The organism is Muricauda brasiliensis (assembly GCF_003057865.1).
Taxonomy (GTDB): domain Bacteria; phylum Bacteroidota; class Bacteroidia; order Flavobacteriales; family Flavobacteriaceae; genus Flagellimonas; species Flagellimonas chongwuensis.
Map to the genome: position 1 here is coordinate 52,731 of NZ_QBTW01000010.1, position 21,476 is coordinate 74,206.

Sequence of the window (21,476 nt, forward strand, 5' to 3'; positions counted from 1 at the left end):
AAACTAATCCTGCTCCCAATAGTTCCTATTCATGATTTTATTTCAGAGCTGAGGGTGTTGACTTGATAATGTATCTTTAAAAAACCAAGGACATCTTTGTTCAAAAAATGTCCTTGATCATATGCTACTTCAAAGAATCCAAGATTTTTTTAAAGATCTCCGTATTTTCATAAACCCCATTAAAATTAATGGCTCCAGGTCCATAAGCAAATACGGGCACCATGATTCCTGTATGGTCTACTGTTAAGAAATCCCCCTGGATCGTACCCGTTTCCAGATTTCCACCCACTATCCCAAAACCGGATGTCTCGTGATCTGCGGTAATAATCACAAGGGTATTCTCATTGGAGTCCGCAAATTTTATAGCTTCAGCAATGGCACGGTCAAAGTCCAACATTTCAAGAACAATGTCGTTTGTACTGTTGGAGTGTCCACCGTTATCAATTTGGGCCGCTTCTACCATTAAAAAGAAAGGATTGTTCTTTGACTCCAAAATCTGAAGCGTTTTGGTAACACTTTTGGGAAGTGCGTTTCCTCTACCGTTTGACATGGATGGTGCCTTATTGTCCCCTAGATAGATTCCTGTTTGTTCATCCAATTCACTGAGAGAAGAAAGGTCTATGGTGGAAAATTTTTCTTCAATACTTTTTTTCTTTCCTTCACCTCCAGCAACAAAAAAATTTAGTTGACTGTTTTTTAAATCCGCTACCAAACCTGGGGTGTCGTCCCGCTCTACTCGATGCGCATAGAAAGATGAGGGCGTGGCACCATAAATAGCATCTGTTGAAACTATGGCGGTGTTAAAATCTTTCTTGCTCAGCTCATCGGTTAAATTGGATAAGTTTTCGCCATCCGGCCCTACACCGATTGCACGGTTATTGGTCTTTTGCCCTGTGGCCATAGCCGTGGCACCAGCCGCCGAATCGGTTATAAGATCATCATAGGAAGCGGTCTTGGACAGTCCGATATTTTTCAATGATGTTATGGTAAGATTCCCCCTATTGGCAATCATGGCCGAAGAAATCTGGGCAAGACCATTTCCATCTCCTATCATTAAAATGATATTGGCAGGTTTGGAATCGGCATCATATTCATATTTGGGTGTATAAACCTCAACTGGCGATTCCAAGGTAAAAGTGTTTTTGTCCACATCGTCCAAATATTCTTTTGCCAGTGCCGGTTTGTCCGTATTGATGAAGTCTACTCCCAATTTGGCCAAACGTGCCCAAGCAGTCTTTGTATCCGGTGTGGCCCAAAATCGGAATGGTTTTCCCGATGCCTTTGCCTTATTTATAGCTTCTTCCACTTTAATTAAATCCGGGCCCGTCATTCTTCCATAGCCGTTCCATACCGAATAGTTTTTATAGCTCGTGCTCACCAATGCGACCTTACTCAAATCAATAGTTCCTAGCTCATCCAAATTTTGATGGTCGAACCAAATAAAATCAGGATAGTTTTTGTATTCCTCAGGTCTTGGTCGATTGCCGGATATTACAAACTTCACTTTGCCATCTGATATCAATTCTGGATACTCCTTCAGTACTTCTTCCAACTTTTTTAAGGTGGCGTATGTTTCTGACTTAATATCGATAAGTAATTGAAGTTCCTTAAGTTTGCCGGATGCTTCCAGATTACTGAGTTGATTCAAATATAGTTTGTTCAAAGTATACCCTTCTACGATTTCCTCTTCCGCATGAGTAACATATAGCTCATTGTCCTTCAAAAAAATATCAGCCTCGATGGATGATGCTCCACTACTGTATGCGAACCAGAACGGCAATTCTTGAGCGTAGTCGTTATGCGAGTGGATTTTGTAACTGTTCTGGGCGAAAACTTTTCCGGAAATGAACAGTATTAATCCGGCAATAATCAACAAATAGGTTCTTTTTCTCATTTTGCTTGATTTATGGCTTTAATGATTTTATGATAAATTTCGTTGTTCTCGTAAATTCCCTGAAAGTTTTCTGCTCCCTCGCCATTGGCAAAAACCGGAATCAACTCGCCACTGTGCTGGTCCGTATTGAAATATACCGATACTTTTTCGGGAACCTCCTTTTTTTCTCCGGTACTTTCGTCCGTTTCATAGTGTTTGCCAATGCTCACTCCCCCAGTTTCGTGATCCGCGGTGACCACCAATAGCGTATTGGGGTTTGTTTTCACATAATCCAAAACAACACCGAGGGTCTTATCAAAATCCAAGACTTCGGATATCATCATTTCTGCGTTTTTGGCATGTCCTCCCCAATCTATGTAAGACCCTTCCACCATCATAAAAAATGGTGCTTCTTTTTGATCAAAGTAATCCAAAGCCATTTTGGTGGCTTCGGACAAATAATCACCTCTTCCTTCAACTTTTGATGGTATCCCATCATCTGCCAATACATAGGCATTCTTTTTATTTATTTCGGGTTTTGAAAGCTCCAAGGTATCCAAATGATAATTCTTGGACAGCAACTCGGCAAAAAGATCTTTGCCATCTTCTCTTTGGTTGAAGAACTTTTTACCACCCCCGGCAAAAAAATCGACTTTGGCATCTATCAACTGAGCTGCAATTTCCTCGTGCATGTCACGGTCTGTGACGTGTGCATAAAAACTGGCAGGTGTTGCATGTGTTATGGTGGTGAGACTTATTAACCCGGTTTGATATCCTTGCTCCTTAAGTTGCTCTAAAATGGTTTCTTTTGGAAGGGAATCCGAAGATACTCCTATGGCTCTTTTATAGGTTTTCTCTCCAGTCGAGAAGGCCGTGGCCCCTGCGGCCGAATCGGTAATAGTGTAATCCGTTGCGGACGTTTGGTGAAACCCAATTTGTTTGAACCGTGAAAAATTCGGCAAGCTGTCACCAAAATAATAGGCGGATGAGACTTGTGGCACACCCATTCCGTCACCAATCATAAAAATAATGCTCAAGGGTTCGTTAGGAGCTATTTCTTCCGGTTCTTTCTCTTTTTTAGAACCACAGCCCACTAGGCCCAACCCGGCAATTGCTGCTATAACCATTTGATATGAAATCTTCATGCTCTTTTCTTTGTCATTTATAAAAATGTAAGCGACAAGTGGAAAAACCAACTTGCCGCTTAGCTAAAAAATACACCTGATTTTAATAACCTTCGTTCTGTTCCAAATATCCTGCAACATTGGATGCTCCATCTATTGCATCTTGTGGAATCGGGAACAATCTATGATATACGTTGTCGTCCGTTTTTTCTGTCCAAGTGTCCTCGTAGTGACCAAATCGAATCTGGTCTCCTCTTCTAAAACCTTCCCAGTAGAGTTCAAATCCTCTTTCACGGAACAAAATTTCCAAATCAATCGCCGGTAACGCCTCCGGGGTTTGAGCCGGGCGGGCCGTTCTTGAGGTTCTTACGGTATTTACATCGGCCAAGGCACCAGCATTGTCACCTGTTCTTAGTTTTGCTTCGGAGCGCATTAAATAAATTTCTGCGAAACGCATCAGTACCAAATCAACACTGCTATAGTTGTTTCCGTTGGGTGAAGTGCGACTAAACTGATACTTGGAAACGCGGTAACCATTTTTGTGCAATCTTCCTTGATTGGTAAAATCCACCTGCAAATTATGGTTCACATAATCCACATCCCTATCAGGGCCATTTCCTTTTCTTTGAATCACTGGATAGATACGGTAACCTTCATCACAAGTATAAAAAGCACCGTTCTCGTCCTTACGAGGTCCCCAAATTACTCCTCGGATAATCCCTCTATTGATTTCAAAATCGTCAGCGGAAACACAGTAATAGTGATCTTCATCATTCTCGGGAGAAACTCCTGTCAAATCCTGAAGCTCTGCTGGAATCATTTGATTTTCTTGATAGAATCTTGCATCCGCCTGCGCTGAATCTACATCCCCGTAGGCATCTACCCAAGTTTGATAAAAATCGGATGTAATTGCAGGGCCATCGGTTCCATCAGCACTGGGGTGCTCTGGTCGAGGATACCACGAACCTGCCAAGGACCAATAGGCCCAACGACTATGTTCGTTGTTCATTACCCCACGCTGGTCCAGCGCAAAAATCAACTCGGGATTGTCGTGGTTCTCATCATTGAAAAGTTCAAAATACTCTGGGGACAATGAAAACATGCCCGAATCAATTATGTTATCGGTATACTCGATTACATTGTTCATATCCTCGGTAGTAAAATCCGGAGTTCCATATGGGTCGCGATAAACGGCAGCGTTCAAGCTCAATCGTGCCAAAAAGCCCCACACGGCAGCTTGGGTAATCCTTCCTGGACCTCTGCTCGTATTAATGACATCCACAACGGACAGTAATTCACTTTCGATATAATCGATGGCTTCTTGCCCTCTTAAAATCTCCGATAGCTCGCCAGAAACTTCTTTTCTAAAGGCCAATCCCCAACTATCCAAGGTCAGCATGTTCAAATAGGCCCTCAACGCTATCATTTCATATAATGCTCCTTCTGCTTGCGTATCCCCGGCTTCTGCAAGAGGTTGTAGAACCTCTATAGCAGTGATGGTTCTGGAAATATTTCGGGTCACTTCGTTCCACGAGCTTCCCACGAGATCATTGCTCGGCGCGATATCGTGTGAATGGGCATCCAAAAACTTCCCGTTGTCATACCAATCCGTTCCACCACGGTAAGGCAATATGGCCTCATCCGCAGGAATCAATTGTAGCCCGTAATAGTTGGTATGTCGCCAAGTCCAAGCTATTTGCCCATAGGCAGGTGCAATGGCCCCGCTGATCGCTTCGGCCTGACCACTACCCTCGAGGGATTCATCAATAACTTCTTCTTCAAGATCTGTACAGCTTATGTTGGTAAGCAAGCCTATTCCAAATAATGCTATTATTATTTTATTCTTCATTTTTTGAAGTGTTTTTTCGATTAGAATGATACGTTTAAGCCAAAAACAAGGGTTCTTGTTTTGGGATAGTTGAAGTAATCAATACCAAAGGTCTGTATCCCGTCTATGGTCAAGTTTGAATTGATTTCTGGGTCAAATCCACTATAATCGGTGATTACGAACAGGTTTTGTCCAGTAATGGACAAGCGAATGGCGTTCACCAATCCATCCAGCCCTATCAACGCCGGATTTAGGTTGTATCCCAAGGTGGCATTGTTCAACCTCAAGAAATCACCGTCTTCCAAATATCTGGTGGATACTGCATTGGAGTTGGTAATATCCTCTTCGGGAAACTGTGTGGCAATTGATGTGGTGTTAAAATTGGAAGTTAGGAGTCCTTTGCTGAACAAGGACATGGCGGTATGGTTGTACACCTTGTTACCGGATACCCCATTGAAATTCAATCCAAGATCAAAATTCTTATAGTTGAAGTTTAGGTAGAAGGCATAGATCAAATCTGGCAATGCACTACCTACCACTCGTCTGTCATCTGATAAAATACTTAGTCCATCATCCCCTATTCCTAAAAATTCTTGCATGTAAAAGGCACCTATAGGCTCTCCATTGATGTTTCCGTTAATGGTCGCATCGGTTTGTCCGGCCCCTTGTGCCGCTCCCGTGGTCAACACTTCATAAGGCGAATTGGACACCTCGTTCTTGGTATAGGCCAGGTTACCACCGATGTTATACGAAAAATCTTTGCTATAGTCGCTATGGTGATCCAAAGAGAACTCTATACCACTATTCTTGATTTCCATATCCGGAATATTGGTCCAATATTTATCGGTAGGTTGAACAGGATCTGCCGGTGTTACTTCCAGCAAAATGTTCTCGGATACTTTATTAAAGTAGTCCAAAGTACCCGACAAACGGTTGTTGAACAGTCCAAAATCGAGACCAAAATCCAACTGTTCCGACACTTCCCACTGAATATCGGGATTTGCCAAACGGGTAAATATGGTTCCGTAAGGATAATCCGCCAAAGTACTTTCGTCTCCATTTATCGGATAAGAGTCGTTATTGTCCCTGCTATCGGTAAAACTTCTTTTGGTAATTTTTGAAGGTATCTCCTGATTACCTGTTCTACCCCAGCTGGCCCTTAGTTTCAAATTGTTGATAGTAGCGTTATCACTCAAGAATTCCTCGTTCATGATGTTCCAACCGGCAGCTACTGAAGGGAAATACCCATATTTATTGTTGCCACCAAATTTGGATGACCCGTCCGCTCTCATTGTAGCCGTTAACATGTATCTATTGTCAAACACATAATTGGCCCTTCCAAAAAAGGATTGCAGCTCGTTCTCGGTGGCATAGGTATTCATATAGGTGGGCATATCCTCGGAGCTGATCTGATCTTGATATTTTGGATCTATTCCATTATCCGAAAAATCCTCCAACTCAAAACTTTTCTGGTGCACAAAGGTTTCTTGATAGGTGTGCCCGACCAAGAAGGTAAAGTTGTGCCTGTCAGTCATCAAATTGTAAGTCAAAGTGTTTTCAATAAGACTGTTCTTATTGGTCGTATAGATGCTGTTCAGTTCGCCCCTGACAAAATCTTCCAACAGTGAGTATGGTTTTAGCTGTATGTCCCTAGCGGTAGAAGAGTAATCCACACCCAAGTTCAATTTATAGGTAAGGCCTTTTACGATTTCTACGGAAGGTGCCAAATTGGCCAGAATACGATGGTTCACGGCATCATCACTATAGATTCGCTCTCGTGTCAAAGGGTTGAGCATGTTGTCCAACAAAGCTGGCTCACCATCAACATACAATGGCAGTGTAGGGTTCAACTGAAGCATATCCCTTACTATGGCATCAGAATCGGCACGAAGGTTCTCCGTTCTGGTAGCGGTCATATTGAACTCGACCTTTAACCGATCATTGAATGCTCTTTGAGTAAGGTTCAATCTTCCTGAATAACGCTTAAGGTCGTTGCCCCTAAGAATTCCTTCTTGGTCATTAACTCCCAAAGAAGCTCGGTACGAGAATTGCTCGGATGCTCCGCTCATGGCCAAGTTCACATTCTTGGTAAACCCGGTTCTGCTGAGGGCATCTTGCCAATTGGTATTGGCCCCTCCATCATCCAAAGTTCCTCCAGCGGCAACAACTTCTTGTCTAAATCGATTTGCAGAGAAAACATCCACTTGATTGGCCAAGCTCGAAAAACCTGTAGAAACATTCAAATCCATTTGGGTCCTTCCGGCCTTGCCCCTTTTTGTGGTAATCACAATTACACCATTGGCTGCCCTAGCCCCATAAATGGCTGCAGCAGAGGCATCCTTTAACACATCGATACTTTTAATATCCTGTGGGTTGATAAAGTTCAACGGGTTGGTCGGTACGCCAGTGCTGGTATTGTCCAGGGCAAATCCATCAATAACATATAAGGGCGTTGTCCCGGAACGAAGACTACCAACACCGCGAATGATTACATCTTGTTGTGCACCCGGTTCTCCGCTTACGTTGGAAATATTTACACCGGCAACCTTACCTTGTAAAAGCTGACCTGGGTTCATTACAATTCCTTTGTTAAAATCCTCGCTATCCACCGAGGCAATGGAGCCGGTAACGTCTGTTTTTCTTTGGGTACCATACCCCACGACAACCACATCTTCCAACATGGTGGCATCCTGAAGCAGTTGTACGTTAACAGTACTCCGACCGTTAACCTCAACTTCTTGTGATTTGTACCCTAGATAAGAAACCTGAAGAACGGCATCATTCTCGACCTCAATGGTGTAGTTTCCATCAAAATCTGTAATGGTGCCGTTGCCCTTGCCTTTCTCCATAACGGATGCACCCGCCAAGGGAACTCCGTTTTCATCGGTTACCTGTCCGGTAACTGTCAGAAAAACCACTTCAACCACTCTTTTAGGAGCTTTTGGCTTTACATCAATGGAAATGGTATTGTTTATTCTTCTAAAAGTTAGGTCGGCGTCTTTGGCCATCAATTCCAAAACGGACTTGAGCGATACGTTTTGGTATGCAATGTTGTAGGTGTTCTGCAACCTATCCACTTTGCGGTCATATACAAATTTGAAATCGGTTTGATCTTCAATTTGTCTCAGCACATCTACTACGGTGGCGTCGTCCACAGACAGATCCACCTTAAAACTTTCCAAGTTCTGACCTCTGGCATCGGCAGCAAGCACCGGATTCAGCAGGGACAAAACAATCAGAAAGCAAAATGTATGGAATGTCAACTTGATTAATTGTTTAATAGTTAGTGAATTCATAATTTCACATAATGTTTAAATGGTTATGATTATTTGTAATTATTGAACTATCGACAGCCTATTTCCGCTCGCCAAAGTGTAATGGGCTGTCTCTTTTTTAATGAGTTTGTTTCTATGTCATAGTTTATTGATGTTTGATTTAAGTTGGTTTTAGTCTGTACATTTTCCCCTTAATTGAATTTTTTTGCTGCTCAGGAACTCATAGCTGATTCCCTTTTTCGCATAAACGATGCTTTCTAGGACGGCACTCAACCTTTCGTTGTTATAGGATGCCGTTAGATGGCAATCCCCTATGTTTTCATTATCCACTTCAAAGGTCACCCCATACCATCGTTCCAAAGTCTCGAGTACTTCGGAGAGTTCTGCATCTTCAAAATGAATGATGCCATCTTTCCAATGCAGGAATGTTGAAGCGTCGATTTTTTTCTTTGAAATGGATTTTGAGTTCTTATCAAACAAGCCCTGTTCGTTCGGCAATAGAAAGATTTCCTTTTCCCTGGAAGCCACCTTCACCTTTCCCGAGGCTACGGTTACTGCGACCTGATGGCTCTCTGGATAGGTTTTTACATTAAAGGATGTACCCAAAACTGTGGTCTCCACCTCCCCTGATCTTATAACAAAAGGTTTATCGGGGTTCTCCGCCACATCAAAAAAGGCTTCGCCTTCCAAATCCACGGTCCGTATATCTCCATCAAATCGTTTTGGAAATTTTATGGTACTTCCCGAGTTTAGGTACACTTCGGTACCGTCGGCCAATACCAAATTTAGTTTTTGTCCCCATTCCGTGGATTTGGTCAATATTATATTAGGTTCTACCTCTATTTCTTGATGGGTATAGTTGTACAAAAAGTAGGATAGCCCCATCAACAAAATCAGTGATGCCGCAATTCTGCCCCAGTGTAAAAAAGGGTTTCTTGTCTTGGAACTTTGGATACCCTTGGCCAATTTTTGACCAATTCCGCTCTTATGTTGGGCGTTTTTAAATACATTTTGATGATTCTTAGAAAGCAGTTTGTAATCAAAAGCTTCCAAAAGGGATTCTTCCTCTCTGGTAATGGTTCCATTGAGGTATTTCTTCATCAAGACCTTGATCTCATTTTCAGTCATTGCGCGTTCGTTTCATCTACAAGTACCGGAAATGCAAAGGGACTCACATTCAAAAAGTGCTGTTTAATGATTACTTAAACTTAATGGGCGGCACTTAACCTTTAGCTAAAAAAAGAGGTGCTCAAAGGAACATTGACTTAACAATGGAAAGATCTTTTCGAAGTCGCCTGAGCGCAAAAGAAATCTGATTTTCAACTGAGCGATGGGAGATATTGAGCTGGTTTGCAATCTCTTTATTACTGATATTATGGATTCGGCTCAACCTAAAAACTTCCTGACACCGTTGCGGAAGGTTGGCCATACTCCTATCGATACGTTTTGAAAGTTCGAGCACATCTTCTTCCTGCTCAATTTCGGAAGCCACATAAATGGATTCGGCAACATCAATCTGTGTTTTGTTGAACTTGGTATCCCTTAATGAGTTATAGCACTTATAGCGAATAGCTTTGAACAAATAAGACTTGATGTTTTCCACCTCAACATGTTCCCTTCGCTGCCAATAATCTATCCAAATATCCTGAACAAGGTCCTTGGCAAGGGAATTATTCATGATCAAGGAAGCTGCATAAGTATACATGGGCTCCCACAACATGGAAAACAATGAGTTAAAGGCTTCCCTGTCCGAGTCTTGGACACGAAGAGCTAGTTCTTGCTGCGCTTCATTTGTATGGGGGTGTTTCATCAAAGGCAAATTTCAGAAAAATAAGAGGAGACAGATATTATGATTTTGTAAACTTTGTGCAAAGTCGAAACGGTCGTCCCCCTAAAACCAACTTTCATAAAAAGCCATTAAATCCCTCTCCTTTTGCCCAAAAAAATTATATTTGCACACTTAAAATTCCAAAGGCCCACGTGGTGGAATTGGTAGACACGCTACCTTGAGGGGGTAGTGTTCGTAAGGACGTGCTGGTTCGACTCCAGTCGTGGGCACAGAAAAAAACCGCAATTGCTTGCGGTTTTTTTGTTTTAATGACTTTATCGGCATATTGAACAAGCATCATTTTTTTACTTTCTACTTTTTTAATTATTTTCCAGTTTATTCCTAAATAATTGAATTTGTATAAACCTTTCTTAAAGTAACGTTTGCATGGATGCTCAGATTTCACATGAAATTTCCATGTTTTATGGTTGGTGGCAGCTTTCGGTATGCCTATTTGCCTTTCTTTCCTTAATGTCCATTTGGTACCATATTGGGAAAAGGCAACACGATTATGGTCCGGTTTGGCTTGCACTATCCGTCTTATGTTGGGCATTTTCGGGTCTTATTGAAATTATATTTAACAATACCTCAGTCTATTCACATTATAAAGACGGACTCACAAGTATCCTCTCACTGACCAACAGTTTATTTATCCTAATGGCGCTGCCATGGTTCAAATACTTACCTGCCCCCCTTACCCCGTTGATCAAGTCGAAATTATGGCCCCTTATCATAGGGATCCCATTTGCTTTTGCCCTGTTTCCTACATTGTTTAAAATGTTCTTGGTACGCGAAGCCTACGTCATCAATGAACTTGACGTGGTTTATGCATTGCTGACCTTGATTTTCTTAGGATTTGTACTTTGGGAATCATTTATCAAAAGAAGGCTATTATTATTGGGTTGGCTGGCCTTGATTACCATACTGGTCACCTTAATGGCTCAGATTTATAAATTAATGGACAACAACATCAATTTATTGTTGTTCTCGGCCATATTTAAAACATCATTGATCATGTTGTTTTTTGCCCTTGCGCTAAGCTGGGTCAAAGAACTTACGGAAACATTGATACCAGACCCATTTCAATTGAAAATAAAGTTTATCAAAAAGAACCAAAAACCAAGTACAATGGCCAACTCCGTTTCCTTGATTGGGTTCCCTGGTGATAAAGACCGTATTATACAACTCACACCTGCCCTTTATCGACTTTTCAAGGAATTTGCCCAGCGCAAAAAAGACATGACTGATGATTGGTTGGAAATAAAACCAAAAAACTTTGATGTCACAAAAGACTACGACATTAGTGACCATAACGAATTAAAAAGATTACTGGAAGCCATTCTTAATGGCCTTTTCGGCAAAAAGAACTGGACCAAGGACAAGCACTATGAGCCCCTAAAAGCAACATTGTTCGAGATGTCGGAAAATAGGGAAAGAAAAATTAGGCTTCGCATTCCAAAAGAAAACATATACATTGATTATTAGACGGTTACATTAACTTTGTCTGCCTTAGTGTTACCGACATTTATAAATCTATTCCGACAAAGCGCTTCATAATTAAACCTAAAATCGAAATTCAGGCAAACTTTCGATTATGGTCAATACACTTTACAACAACACTTTAGCTGCTTTTTCACCGCTACATTTTGTGTCAGCATCCAATCAAGGACTGGATGAAAAAATCAATGATACCTTTATGCCATTTGCTGTGTGGTGGGAGAATTTAATTTTGGCGGAAATTCCCATGTTCGGCCAAGGAATTCCTTTGATTCTTATCATTTTAATTGGGGGTGCGCTATTTTTCACCATCTATTTTGGTTTCGTCAATGTCCGTCATTTCCCCACTGCCATACAAGTGGTCCGGGGAAAATATGATGAACTCGAAAAAAACCGACCTAATTCAAAACCAAAGGTTTATGAGGTAGATGGTGATTTGGTAGATACAATAAAGGATGAGGGGCATTTAGGAGAAGTCAACCATTTTCAGGCACTGGCGACGGCCGTTTCTGGCACTGTGGGACTTGGCAATATTGCCATGGTGGCCGTGGCCATTTCCATCGGGGGACCGGGAGCTACATTCTGGATGATACTTGCCGGTCTTCTAGGAATGTCAACAAAGTTCGTGGAGTGTACGCTTGGCGTAAAATACCGAGATATTGACAAGAAGGGGAATGTCTATGGAGGGCCAATGTACTATCTCTCCAAGGGAATTGCCCAAAAAGGATTTTCCAAACTGGGCAAATTATTGGCAGGGCTGTTTGCCATGCTTTGTGTGGGAGCATCATTTGGCGGGGGGAATGCCTTTCAGAGCAATCAAGCTGCCGCTCAGATCATAGAACGTTTTGGCCTTACGGGAAATGCCACGGGAAGTATTATCGGGGTAGTCTTTGCCATTTTGGCCGGTGTCGTCATTATTGGAGGTATCAAGCGAATTGCCAAGGTTACCGAAAAGGTGGTCCCTTTTATGGCCATACTGTATGTGGGTGCTGCGCTCTTTATCATTTTTTCAAAAATTGAATGGGTCGATGATGCTTTCGCTTTGATTCTTAAAAGTGCCTTTACACCTGAAGCGACCGTTTCCGGGGGCTTTGTCGGTGTTATGATTCAAGGGTTTCGAAGGGCTGCATTTTCAAATGAGGCAGGAGCAGGATCTGCAGCCATTGCGCATTCTGCAGTCAATACAGGATATCCGGCATCCGAAGGATTGGTTGGATTGCTCGAGCCTTTTATAGATACCGTTGTGGTTTGCACCATGACGGCGATCGTCATCATTTTGTTCAATATGGATGGCGTCTTTGTCTACGGAAATGTTTTGGAAGGACAAGCCTTACTGAACGATGGTAGCAGATTGGGCGGGGTCAACATTACTTCACTGGCATTTGAAAGCTCCATAAACGGTTCTTCGTGGATTTTAATGTTGGCCGTATGCCTTTTTGCCTTCAGTACCATTCTATCATGGTCCTATTATGGATTACAGGCATGGAAATATCTATTTGGCAGAAGTAAGATCATGGACCTTACATACAAAATCATATATTTAATGTTCACCGTTTTGGGCGCTGCCATCACTTTGGATGCCGTCATCAAATTTTCTGATGCCATGATATTGGCCTTGGTCTTTCCCAATATGATAGGTCTACTTATACTGTTTCCTTATGTGAAAAGCGAATTCTTATGCTACAAAAAATTGATTTTCAGAAAAAAGAACTCGTCTTGAAATGATAAACAAAGGTTGAAATATTCACAAATCATTTCCTAAATCACTGAAATATATAAGGAACAATCTAAATTTTATGATAAAAAACTAGGATGGCATCTTTTAAATTGTAAATTTGTTTAACGTTTAATTAAAAAAGATGAACAGCGTAAAAACTTCCTTTAGTATTCGCGATATGGAAAACCTTTCCGGTATAAAGGCCCATACCATCCGAATTTGGGAAAAGCGATATAATTTGTTCAGCCCAGAAAGAACCGACACCAATATCCGAACCTACAATCTTGAAAGTCTACAAAAATTGTTGAACGTTACGCTATTGTACAACAACGGGTACAAGATTTCCAAGATTGCCAAAATGGGCGAAGAGAAAATTCCTGTCCTTGTAAACGAGATTATTTCCGAAAAAAGCGAAAAAAGCCATGCACTCAATTCATTGAAATTGGCAATGCTCAACTTTGACCAATCTCTCTTTCTAAAGACATACAACGGTCTTATGGAAGAAAAATCATTCACCCAGATTTTCAATGAGGTGTTTATACCATTGTTGAACGAATTGGGCTTGTTATGGCAAACAAATACCATAAGCCCTGCGCACGAGCATTTTATATCTAACCTGATCAAACAAAAAATTTATATCCACACAGAGAAGCTTCAATTTGAGTCACCTACCAAAAAAGATGAGGTATTTGTCCTGTTTTTACCTGAGAACGAGATACACGAATTGGGATTGTTGTATATCAATTATCAATTGGCATTGCAAGGCTACAAAACCATTTATTTGGGACAGACCATGCCCATCGAAAGTTTGGAGGATTTACTGAAATACTACAACAATATCAGGTTTGTCTCCTATTTTACCGTTGCTCCAACAAAGGATGAAATCGATGACTATTTTGAACGGTTCCGCGAAGTGTTAAAAAAATCCCCTGGTTCCAAACTCTATGTTTTGGGACATCAAATACAAGAAATTGGAGAGCAAAAACCTCTCGAGGGGTCCATCAAAATATTTAAATCCATTAACCAATTGGTAGATACCCTCTAAACACAAATGAAAAAGGTAATTGTCATTGGGTCCGGTTTTTCTTCCTTATCCGCTTCTTGCTATCTGGCAAAAGCTGGGTTCGAGGTAGAACTATTCGAAAAGAACGATACTGTGGGCGGCAGGGCCAGACAATTGGTGAAGGATGGCTTTACTTTTGACATTGGCCCAAGTTGGTATTGGATGCCCGACATATTCGATAAATTTTTCGCCGATTTCGACAGGGAAACTTCTGATTTCTATCAATTGGACAAACTAAATCCAGCCTATAAAATTTTCTTTGAAGACGATACCATTACCATTGGCGATTGCATGGAAAAGATATGTACCGAGTTTGAGCGGATTGAATCTGGCAGCAGCAAGCATCTCAAACAATTTATAGGTGAAGCTCAGGAAAATTATGATATCGCCATAAACAAAGTTGTTTTGAGACCGGGGCTTTCTCCATTAGAGTTGGTGACCAAGGAAACAGTATTAAAAGTTGACCAGTTTTTTAAAACAATCAGTCAACAGGTCCGTAAAAGGTTCAAAAATCCAAAACTCATTTCAACTTTGGAATTTCCCGTACTTTTTTTGGGTGCCAAGCCAAGTAAAACTCCTTCCTTCTATAATTTTATGAACTTCGCAGACTTTGGTTTGGGAACATGGCATCCAAAAGGGGGAATGTACGAAATCATCAAGGCGATGAAAAGTATGGCCGAAGAATTGGGTGTAACCATTCACACCAATAGTCCCGCATCCCATATTTTGGTATCGGACGGTGACGTTTTGGGCATTCGAAGCAATGGAACCAATCATTTGGCAGATTATGTGGTGAGCGGCGCGGATTATCATCATTCCGAGACCTTACTGGACAAAAAATATAGGCAATATTCAGAGGAATATTGGGACAGAAAGACCTATGCCCCTTCTTCTTTATTGTTCTACATTGGTTTTGATAAAAAATTGAACAACATTGAACACCATAATTTGTTCTTTGATACCGATTTTGAAAAACATGCCCAAGAAATATACGATAACCCTCAATGGCCCAGCAATCCATTATTCTATGCCAATTTCCCATCAGTAACGGATGCATCCATGGCACCAGAAGGCAATGAAACCGGATTTTTTCTGGTACCGATTGCTCCAGGACTGGAGGATACCCCACAACTCAGGGACCAATATTTTGATATTGTGATGGACCGATTTGAAAAATTGACCCATCAATCTGTAAAAAAATCAGTAATTTTTAAGGAAAGTTTCTGTGTAAACGATTTTGTGGAACAGTACAACTCCTATAAAGGAAATGCCTATGGTTTGGCCAATACATTGCGACAAACGGCTTTCTTAAGACCTAACCTCAAAAGTAGCAAGGTAAAAAACTTGTTCTTTACCGGTCAGTTGACCGTACCCGGCCCAGGGGTCCCACCATCCCTGATATCCGGTAAACTGGTGGCTGATTTAATCATTAAAGAAGTTAACAAATGAAAACTATTTTTGACGATGTATCTTATCACTGCAGCAAGATTGTAACCAAATCTTACAGCACCTCATTCTCTATGGCCACAAAAATGTTGGCTCCTTCCATAAGGGCGGACATTTATAACATTTACGGTTTTGTACGTTTTGCCGATGAAATTGTAGATACCTTTCATGATTATGACAAGGCCAAATTGTTCGATGCCTTTGAAAAGGATATGGAACAGGCCATTGCGGACAAAATAAGTTTAAACCCTATTCTAAATTCCTTTCAGGACACCTATCATAAATATGATATCCCACATCACTTGGTAGCGTCCTTTATGAAAAGTATGCGGATGGACCTTACCAAGAAAAACTATGAGACTTTTGATGAGTACAGGGAATACATTTATGGCTCTGCCGATGTAGTAGGGCTAATGTGCCTTTGTGTATTTGTTAAAGGAGACAAAGAAAAGTACGAAGAGTTAAAGGAATCTGCCATGGCCTTGGGTTCCGCTTTCCAAAAGGTAAATTTCCTGCGCGACCTTAAGGCCGATTATGAGGACTTGAACCGTACCTATTTTCCCAATACCAACTTGTTGGAACTTGACGAAGAATCCAAAAAACGTATTGTGAATGAAATCAAAGCTGATTTTGCCCTTGGTTATTCAGGAATAGTTCAATTACCGGAACAGGCTAAATTTGGCGTATATACCGCGTATTGCTATTACAAAAAATTGCTTCAAAAATTACAGAGCACGCCTCCTTTGGAAATCAAGAATACTAGAATTCGTGTGCCCAATTACCAAAAATTTGGTCTGCTGGCGCAATCTTATGTAAATTACAAACTTCAACTGGTACAATGAAAGTAGCACTCTGGATATTGATTTTTTTATCAACCTTCTGCTTTATGGAATTTATGGCGTGGTTCACCCATAAATATGTAATGCATGGTTTTCTATGGAGCCTACACCGGGACCATCATAAAAAAGACCACGATTCGTGGTTTGAGCGCAATGATGCCTTCTTTATTTTTTATGCCATTGTAAGTATGACCTTGTTCTACTTGGGAAGTTATACGTCCTTTTGGTACGGTTGGCCATTGGGCTTTGGCATTTTGGCCTATGGGATTGCCTACTTTACCGTTCATGACATATTTATCCATCAGCGCTTTAAAATGTTTCGAAATGCCAACAATCGGTATGCTCGCGGTGTTCGAAGAGCCCATAAAATGCACCACAAACATTTGGGAAAGGACGACGGTGAATGTTTTGGAATGTTGGTTGTTCCGTTTAAATATTTTAAGAAAAACTGATTATTCACTTAGCAATCCATCCAAAAGATTGCGCGTGCTTTCTGAATTCCAATTTGCCGCACCGGTTTTGTTCACAACAATTTTACCTTCCTTGTCTATAATGTAGGTAACTGGAATACTTCCACTTTCCAATTCATCTGGGGTCGCAGAAGCCTGAAAGTATACAGGTAATTGATATTCCTTTTTCTCTAAAAAAGCGATCACCCTATCCTTCTCATCATTGGCCACAAACGCAAAAGTGACCTTATCCTTATAATCCGAATACAACTCGACAAAACCTGGAAGCTCGGCCACACATGGTGGACACCAAGTAGCCCAAACATTTACCAAAATCACATCACCTTTTTTTGATTGAAGGTTGATTGATTGACCTTCCATATCCACTAGGCTCCAATGATAATCGGCCAATGTTTCCTGCTCTTTCTCTTCCACGGTACTTGGACTGATGACGGCAGCAAGTACCTTATTAACAAGAACCCTCGCATGAAAACCTATCGGAGTAAATAGAATGAGTAATATGGCCAAAATCCATATACCATTGCCAATCTGTTCCTTGGTCAGTTTCATTCCGCAATCAATTCATCCAACAACCGGTACACCTTTTTATTACTCCAATCCGAAATTCCCTCTTCGTGGATGACAATATTTCCAGATTTATCAACCAAATACGATGATGGTACCTTACCCGTATCTACTGCCATTTTTTCTCCAATAATCAAATAGGTGACGGGAAAAGTAAATTCATGTTCATCCATAAAAGCTTCCACAGGTTCTTGCTCTTCATTTGTAATGATATAAAAATCCATCTTGCCTTTGTATTTGTCGTACAATTCCTGAATACTTGCAAGCTCAGCTTCCGAAGGTAATCGCCAAGATGCCCAAAGGTTGATAAGTATTACATTTCCTTTTGATTTTTCAAAATTGAAAAAGTTCCAGTCTTCGTCCTTGAGTCTCCAGTCATAATCTGTAATTTTTTCCTGCTCCGCCTTTTCGATAACTGAAGGGGAAAAGGAAAACAATCTGTTCAGCCAAATTTTTCCGTAGTACCCGATGGGAGTTACAAAAAATGACAGCACAAAAAGAATCAATACTATATTGAGAACGGTCTTTTTACTGATTTTCATGGATTGTTATTTCTCAAAAATTAAAAACTCCTGATATCTTTAACAACATCAGGAGTTTTCACAGATTATATTAGATACAATTAAGCATTCTGTATTTTGATCAAGTTCAAGGCAGAACCTTCATTGAACCACTTGATCTGTGCATCATTGTATGAATGGTTTGCCTTAATGGTATCCTTGCTTCCATCTGCATGTACCAATTCGATGGTCAAAGGCTTATCCGGTGCAAACTCGGCAGCATCCACAATGTTGAAGGTGTCATCCTCTTGAATAAGATCATAATCGTTCTCATTGGCAAAGGTCAAGGCCAACATACCCTGCTTCTTCAAGTTCGTTTCGTGGATCCTTGCAAAGGATTTAACCAATACAACGGCAACGCCCAAGTGTCTTGGCTGCATGGCAGCATGCTCACGTGAAGAACCTTCTCCGTAGTTATGGTCACCCACAACAACCGTTTTGATTCCTTGTTTTTTATACTCACGTTGGGTATCCGGAACACCTCCATACTCACCTGTCAATTGGCTCTTTACCAAATTGGTCTTCTGGTTGAAAGCATTCACTGCCCCGATCAGGGTGTTATTGGCGATATTGTCCAAATGCCCCCTGAAACGTAACCAAGGCCCTGCCATGGAGATGTGGTCCGTGGTACATTTTCCGAAAGCTTTGATCAATAATTTCATTCCCTGAAGATCACTGGCCTTGATCGGCACGAAAGGTTGCAATAGCTGCAAACGCTCGGAACCTTCGGCAACGATTACCTCTACTCCGCTTCCATCCTCACGAGGCTCTTCGTAACCATTCTCTTTTACCTCAAAGCCTTTTGGTGGCAATTCCCATCCTGTTGGCTCATCCAACATTACTTCCTCTCCATCCTCGTTGATCAACTTATCCGTCAATGGGTTAAAGTCCAAACGACCTGCGATTGCAATGGCAGCCGTCATTTCTGGAGAAGCCACGAATGCGTGTGTATTTGGGTTTCCATCGGCACGCTTCGCAAAGTTACGGTTGAAAGAGTGAACGATACTGTTCTTAGGAGCGTTCTTGGGATCCTCGTAACGTCCCCACTGACCGATACATGGTCCACAGGCATTGGTGAAGATCTTGGCATCCAATTTTTCAAATATTTCTAGGATACCATCACGCTCGGTGGTATATCTTACTTGTTCCGAACCTGGGTTGATACCAAATTCGGCCTTTGTTTTTAATTTTTTGTCCAAAGCTTGTTGTGCAATGGAAGATGCTCTCGACAAATCTTCATAAGAAGAGTTGGTACAAGAACCTATCAATCCCCACTCAACTGCCAAAGGCCAATCGTTCTTTTCGGCCTTTTCCCTCATGGTACCCACTTCGGTAGCCAAATCTGGGGTAAATGGTCCGTTCAACAACGGCATTAATTCGGATAGGTTGATTTCGATCACTTGGTCGAAGTATTGCTCTGGATTTGCATAAACCTCTGGGTCAGCGGTCAAGTGTTCTTTAACTTTATTGGCTTCATCGGCAACGTCAGATCTATCGGTAGCCCTTAAGTAGCGCTCCATGGATTCATCGTAACCAAAAGTAGATGTGGTAGCTCCAATCTCGGCACCCATGTTACAAATGGTTCCTTTACCCGTACACGACATTGATGTTGCTCCAGGTCCAAAATATTCAACAATGGCACCTGTTCCACCTTTTACGGTAAGAATTTCGGCCACTTTTAAGATAACATCTTTAGGGGCGGTCCAACCAGAAAGTTTTCCGGTCAATTTAACACCGATCAACTTAGGAAATTTAAGTTCCCAAGCCATCCCGGCCATTACATCCACAGCATCAGCTCCACCGACACCGATGGCCACCATTCCCAAACCACCTGCGTTTACGGTGTGAGAATCGGTTCCGATCATCATACCACCTGGGAATGCATAGTTTTCCAAAACCACTTGGTGAATGATACCAGCACCTGGTTTCCAGAACCCAATGCCATATTTGTTTGATACAGACCCTAAAAAGTCAAAAACCTCTTTACTGGTCTCGTTGGCATGTTTTAAATCCGCAGCAGCACCTTGTTTGGCCAAGATCAAGTGATCACAGTGAACTGTGGTCGGCACGGCCACTTTATCCTTTCCAGCCTGCATAAACTGAAGCAAGGCCATTTGTGCCGTGGCATCCTGACAAGCAATTCTATCCGGGGCAAAATCAACATAGTCCTTGCCCCTTACAAAGGCTGTTGTTGGTTTACCGTCCCAAAGGTGAGAGTATAAGATTTTTTCTGAAAGTGTCAGGGGTTTGCCCACCAATTCACGGGCTTTTTCCACGCGTTCCCCCATGGAAGCGTAGACCCCTTTGATCATGTCTATATCAAATGCCATTCTACAATTGAGTTTTTAAGATTTTCGTAATTCGGTAAATTTACTAAATAGTGAAGTATTTTGGAATTAGAATTGCACTAAATAAGTGTTGTCCTCCTTATTTTTTACAACAATTCCGTGATAATTTTTTCTTCGGTAATGCCTTCAGCCTCCGCTTTGTAGTTTTTTAGAACCCTATGGCGAAGGATTCCAAGGCTTACCGCTTTTACATCCTCGATGTCCGGAGAGAACTTTCCGTTGATGGCTGCATGGGCCTTTGCGGCCAAAATCAGGTTCTGTGAAGCCCTTGGTCCAGCACCCCAATCGATATAGTTTTGAACATATTCCGATGCTCCCTCTTGCCCTGGTCTTGTTCTATTTACAAGCCTTACCGCATAATCCACAACATTGTCCGGAACTGGTATACGCCTGATCAAATGTTGTACCTCAATAATTTCATCGGCGGTAAACAAGGTATCTATTGTGGCTTGATCATCACTAGTGGTGGATTTCACCACTTGAATCTCTTCCTCGACCGATGGGTATTTTAGTTCTATGGCAAACATAAAACGGTCCAATTGGGCCTCTGGTAAAGGATATGTACCTTCTTGCTCAATTGGGTTTTGGGTGGCCAGCACAAAATACGGTTGATTGAGTTTGTATTGATTTCCTGCAATGGTGACCGCTCGTTCCTGCATGGCCTCCAATAATGCCGCTTGGGTTTTGGGAGGGGTCCTGTTAATTTCATCGGCAAGGATAATATTTCCAAAAACTGGTCCCTTTATAAATTTAAAATTACGGTTTTGATCTAAGACCTCGCTTCCTAAAATATCACTGGGCATCAAATCGGGAGTAAACTGGATTCTTTTAAAATCGAGCCCCAAGGTTTGCGCAATCGTGTTCACCATTAGCGTCTTGGCCAGACCGGGCACACCGATCAGCAAGGAGTGTCCACCTGTGTATATGGACAGTAGTATTTGTTCGATTACCTCTTCTTGGCCCACAATGACCTTGGCAATCTCCCTTTTTAAGTCTTGGTGTTTTTTTACCAGATTTTCTACTGCAGTTACGTCCGACATACGG

At 41.6% G+C, this 21,476-nt stretch carries 16 protein-coding genes and 1 tRNA gene; 7 read left to right on the forward strand and 10 right to left on the reverse strand.

Annotation, left to right across the window (positions count from 1 at the left end):
- Window positions 1-124 precede the first annotated feature (124 nt).
- The 6 genes from DCK90_RS05715 to DCK90_RS05740 all read right to left on the reverse strand — a co-directional run bounded on the left by DCK90_RS05715 (window position 125) and on the right by DCK90_RS05740 (window position 9,910).
- Window positions 125-1,894, reverse strand: a complete 1,770-nt coding sequence (locus tag DCK90_RS05715) for an alkaline phosphatase (RefSeq protein ID WP_108245229.1) — start codon at window positions 1,892-1,894, stop codon at window positions 125-127.
- On the reverse strand, window positions 1,891-3,018 hold the full coding sequence (locus DCK90_RS05720; protein WP_234414653.1) for an alkaline phosphatase: 1,128 nt from the start codon (window positions 3,016-3,018) through the stop codon (window positions 1,891-1,893). The genes DCK90_RS05715 and DCK90_RS05720 overlap by 4 nt, the downstream gene beginning before the upstream one ends.
- A gap of 82 nt (window positions 3,019-3,100) precedes the next feature.
- Entirely contained in the window at window positions 3,101-4,846 is a 1,746-nt protein-coding gene (locus DCK90_RS05725; protein ID WP_108245230.1) for a RagB/SusD family nutrient uptake outer membrane protein, read from the reverse strand.
- A gap of 20 nt (window positions 4,847-4,866) precedes the next feature.
- Window positions 4,867-8,121 carry a SusC/RagA family TonB-linked outer membrane protein gene (locus tag DCK90_RS05730; protein ID WP_108245231.1) on the reverse strand — a complete coding sequence of 1,085 codons (3,255 nt, stop codon included), beginning with the start codon at window positions 8,119-8,121 and terminating at the stop codon, window positions 4,867-4,869.
- 150 nt (window positions 8,122-8,271) lie between these two features.
- Window positions 8,272-9,228, reverse strand: coding sequence for a FecR family protein (locus tag DCK90_RS05735; RefSeq protein WP_108245232.1), 957 nt, complete (start codon window positions 9,226-9,228; stop codon window positions 8,272-8,274).
- A gap of 121 nt (window positions 9,229-9,349) precedes the next feature.
- Window positions 9,350-9,910: an RNA polymerase sigma-70 factor gene (locus DCK90_RS05740; RefSeq protein WP_108245233.1), complete on the reverse strand. Its 561-nt coding sequence runs from the start codon at window positions 9,908-9,910 to the stop codon at window positions 9,350-9,352.
- Window positions 9,911-10,074: 164 nt separating this feature from the next.
- Between DCK90_RS05740 and DCK90_RS05745 the strand changes: the two genes are divergently transcribed.
- From DCK90_RS05745 to DCK90_RS05775, 7 genes are all read left to right on the forward strand, one after another.
- Window positions 10,075-10,158: transfer RNA gene (locus tag DCK90_RS05745), tRNA-Leu, on the forward strand.
- Between the two features lie 157 nt (window positions 10,159-10,315).
- Window positions 10,316-11,413: a hypothetical protein gene (locus DCK90_RS05750; RefSeq protein ID WP_108245234.1), complete on the forward strand. Its 1,098-nt coding sequence runs from the start codon at window positions 10,316-10,318 to the stop codon at window positions 11,411-11,413.
- A gap of 109 nt (window positions 11,414-11,522) precedes the next feature.
- Window positions 11,523-13,145, forward strand: a complete 1,623-nt coding sequence (locus DCK90_RS05755; protein ID WP_108245235.1) for an alanine/glycine:cation symporter family protein — start codon at window positions 11,523-11,525, stop codon at window positions 13,143-13,145.
- 139 nt (window positions 13,146-13,284) lie between these two features.
- On the forward strand, window positions 13,285-14,187 hold the full coding sequence (locus DCK90_RS05760) for a MerR family transcriptional regulator (protein WP_108245236.1): 903 nt from the start codon (window positions 13,285-13,287) through the stop codon (window positions 14,185-14,187).
- Between the two features lie 6 nt (window positions 14,188-14,193).
- Window positions 14,194-15,654, forward strand: coding sequence for a phytoene desaturase family protein (locus DCK90_RS05765; RefSeq protein WP_108245237.1), 1,461 nt, complete (start codon window positions 14,194-14,196; stop codon window positions 15,652-15,654).
- Entirely contained in the window at window positions 15,651-16,493 is an 843-nt protein-coding gene (locus DCK90_RS05770; protein ID WP_108245238.1) for a phytoene/squalene synthase family protein, read from the forward strand. Before DCK90_RS05765 ends, DCK90_RS05770 begins: the two co-directional genes overlap by 4 nt.
- Window positions 16,490-16,942 carry a sterol desaturase family protein gene (locus DCK90_RS05775; RefSeq protein WP_108245239.1) on the forward strand — a complete coding sequence of 151 codons (453 nt, stop codon included), beginning with the start codon at window positions 16,490-16,492 and terminating at the stop codon, window positions 16,940-16,942. Before DCK90_RS05770 ends, DCK90_RS05775 begins: the two co-directional genes overlap by 4 nt.
- Here the strand turns inward: DCK90_RS05775 and DCK90_RS05780 are convergent, their stop codons facing one another.
- The 4 genes from DCK90_RS05780 to DCK90_RS05795 form a co-directional block, all read right to left on the reverse strand.
- On the reverse strand, window positions 16,943-17,509 hold the full coding sequence (locus DCK90_RS05780; RefSeq protein ID WP_108245240.1) for a TlpA family protein disulfide reductase: 567 nt from the start codon (window positions 17,507-17,509) through the stop codon (window positions 16,943-16,945). It lies immediately after the preceding gene.
- Window positions 17,506-18,066 carry a TlpA family protein disulfide reductase gene (locus DCK90_RS05785; protein ID WP_108245241.1) on the reverse strand — a complete coding sequence of 187 codons (561 nt, stop codon included), beginning with the start codon at window positions 18,064-18,066 and terminating at the stop codon, window positions 17,506-17,508. Before DCK90_RS05785 ends, DCK90_RS05780 begins: the two co-directional genes overlap by 4 nt.
- Before the next feature lie 80 nt (window positions 18,067-18,146).
- Window positions 18,147-20,414, reverse strand: a complete 2,268-nt coding sequence (locus DCK90_RS05790; RefSeq protein WP_108245242.1) for an aconitate hydratase — start codon at window positions 20,412-20,414, stop codon at window positions 18,147-18,149.
- A 104-nt stretch (window positions 20,415-20,518) separates the two neighbouring features.
- Window positions 20,519-21,472 carry an AAA family ATPase gene (locus DCK90_RS05795; protein ID WP_108245243.1) on the reverse strand — a complete coding sequence of 318 codons (954 nt, stop codon included), beginning with the start codon at window positions 21,470-21,472 and terminating at the stop codon, window positions 20,519-20,521.
- Between the last annotated feature and the right edge of the window lie 4 nt (window positions 21,473-21,476).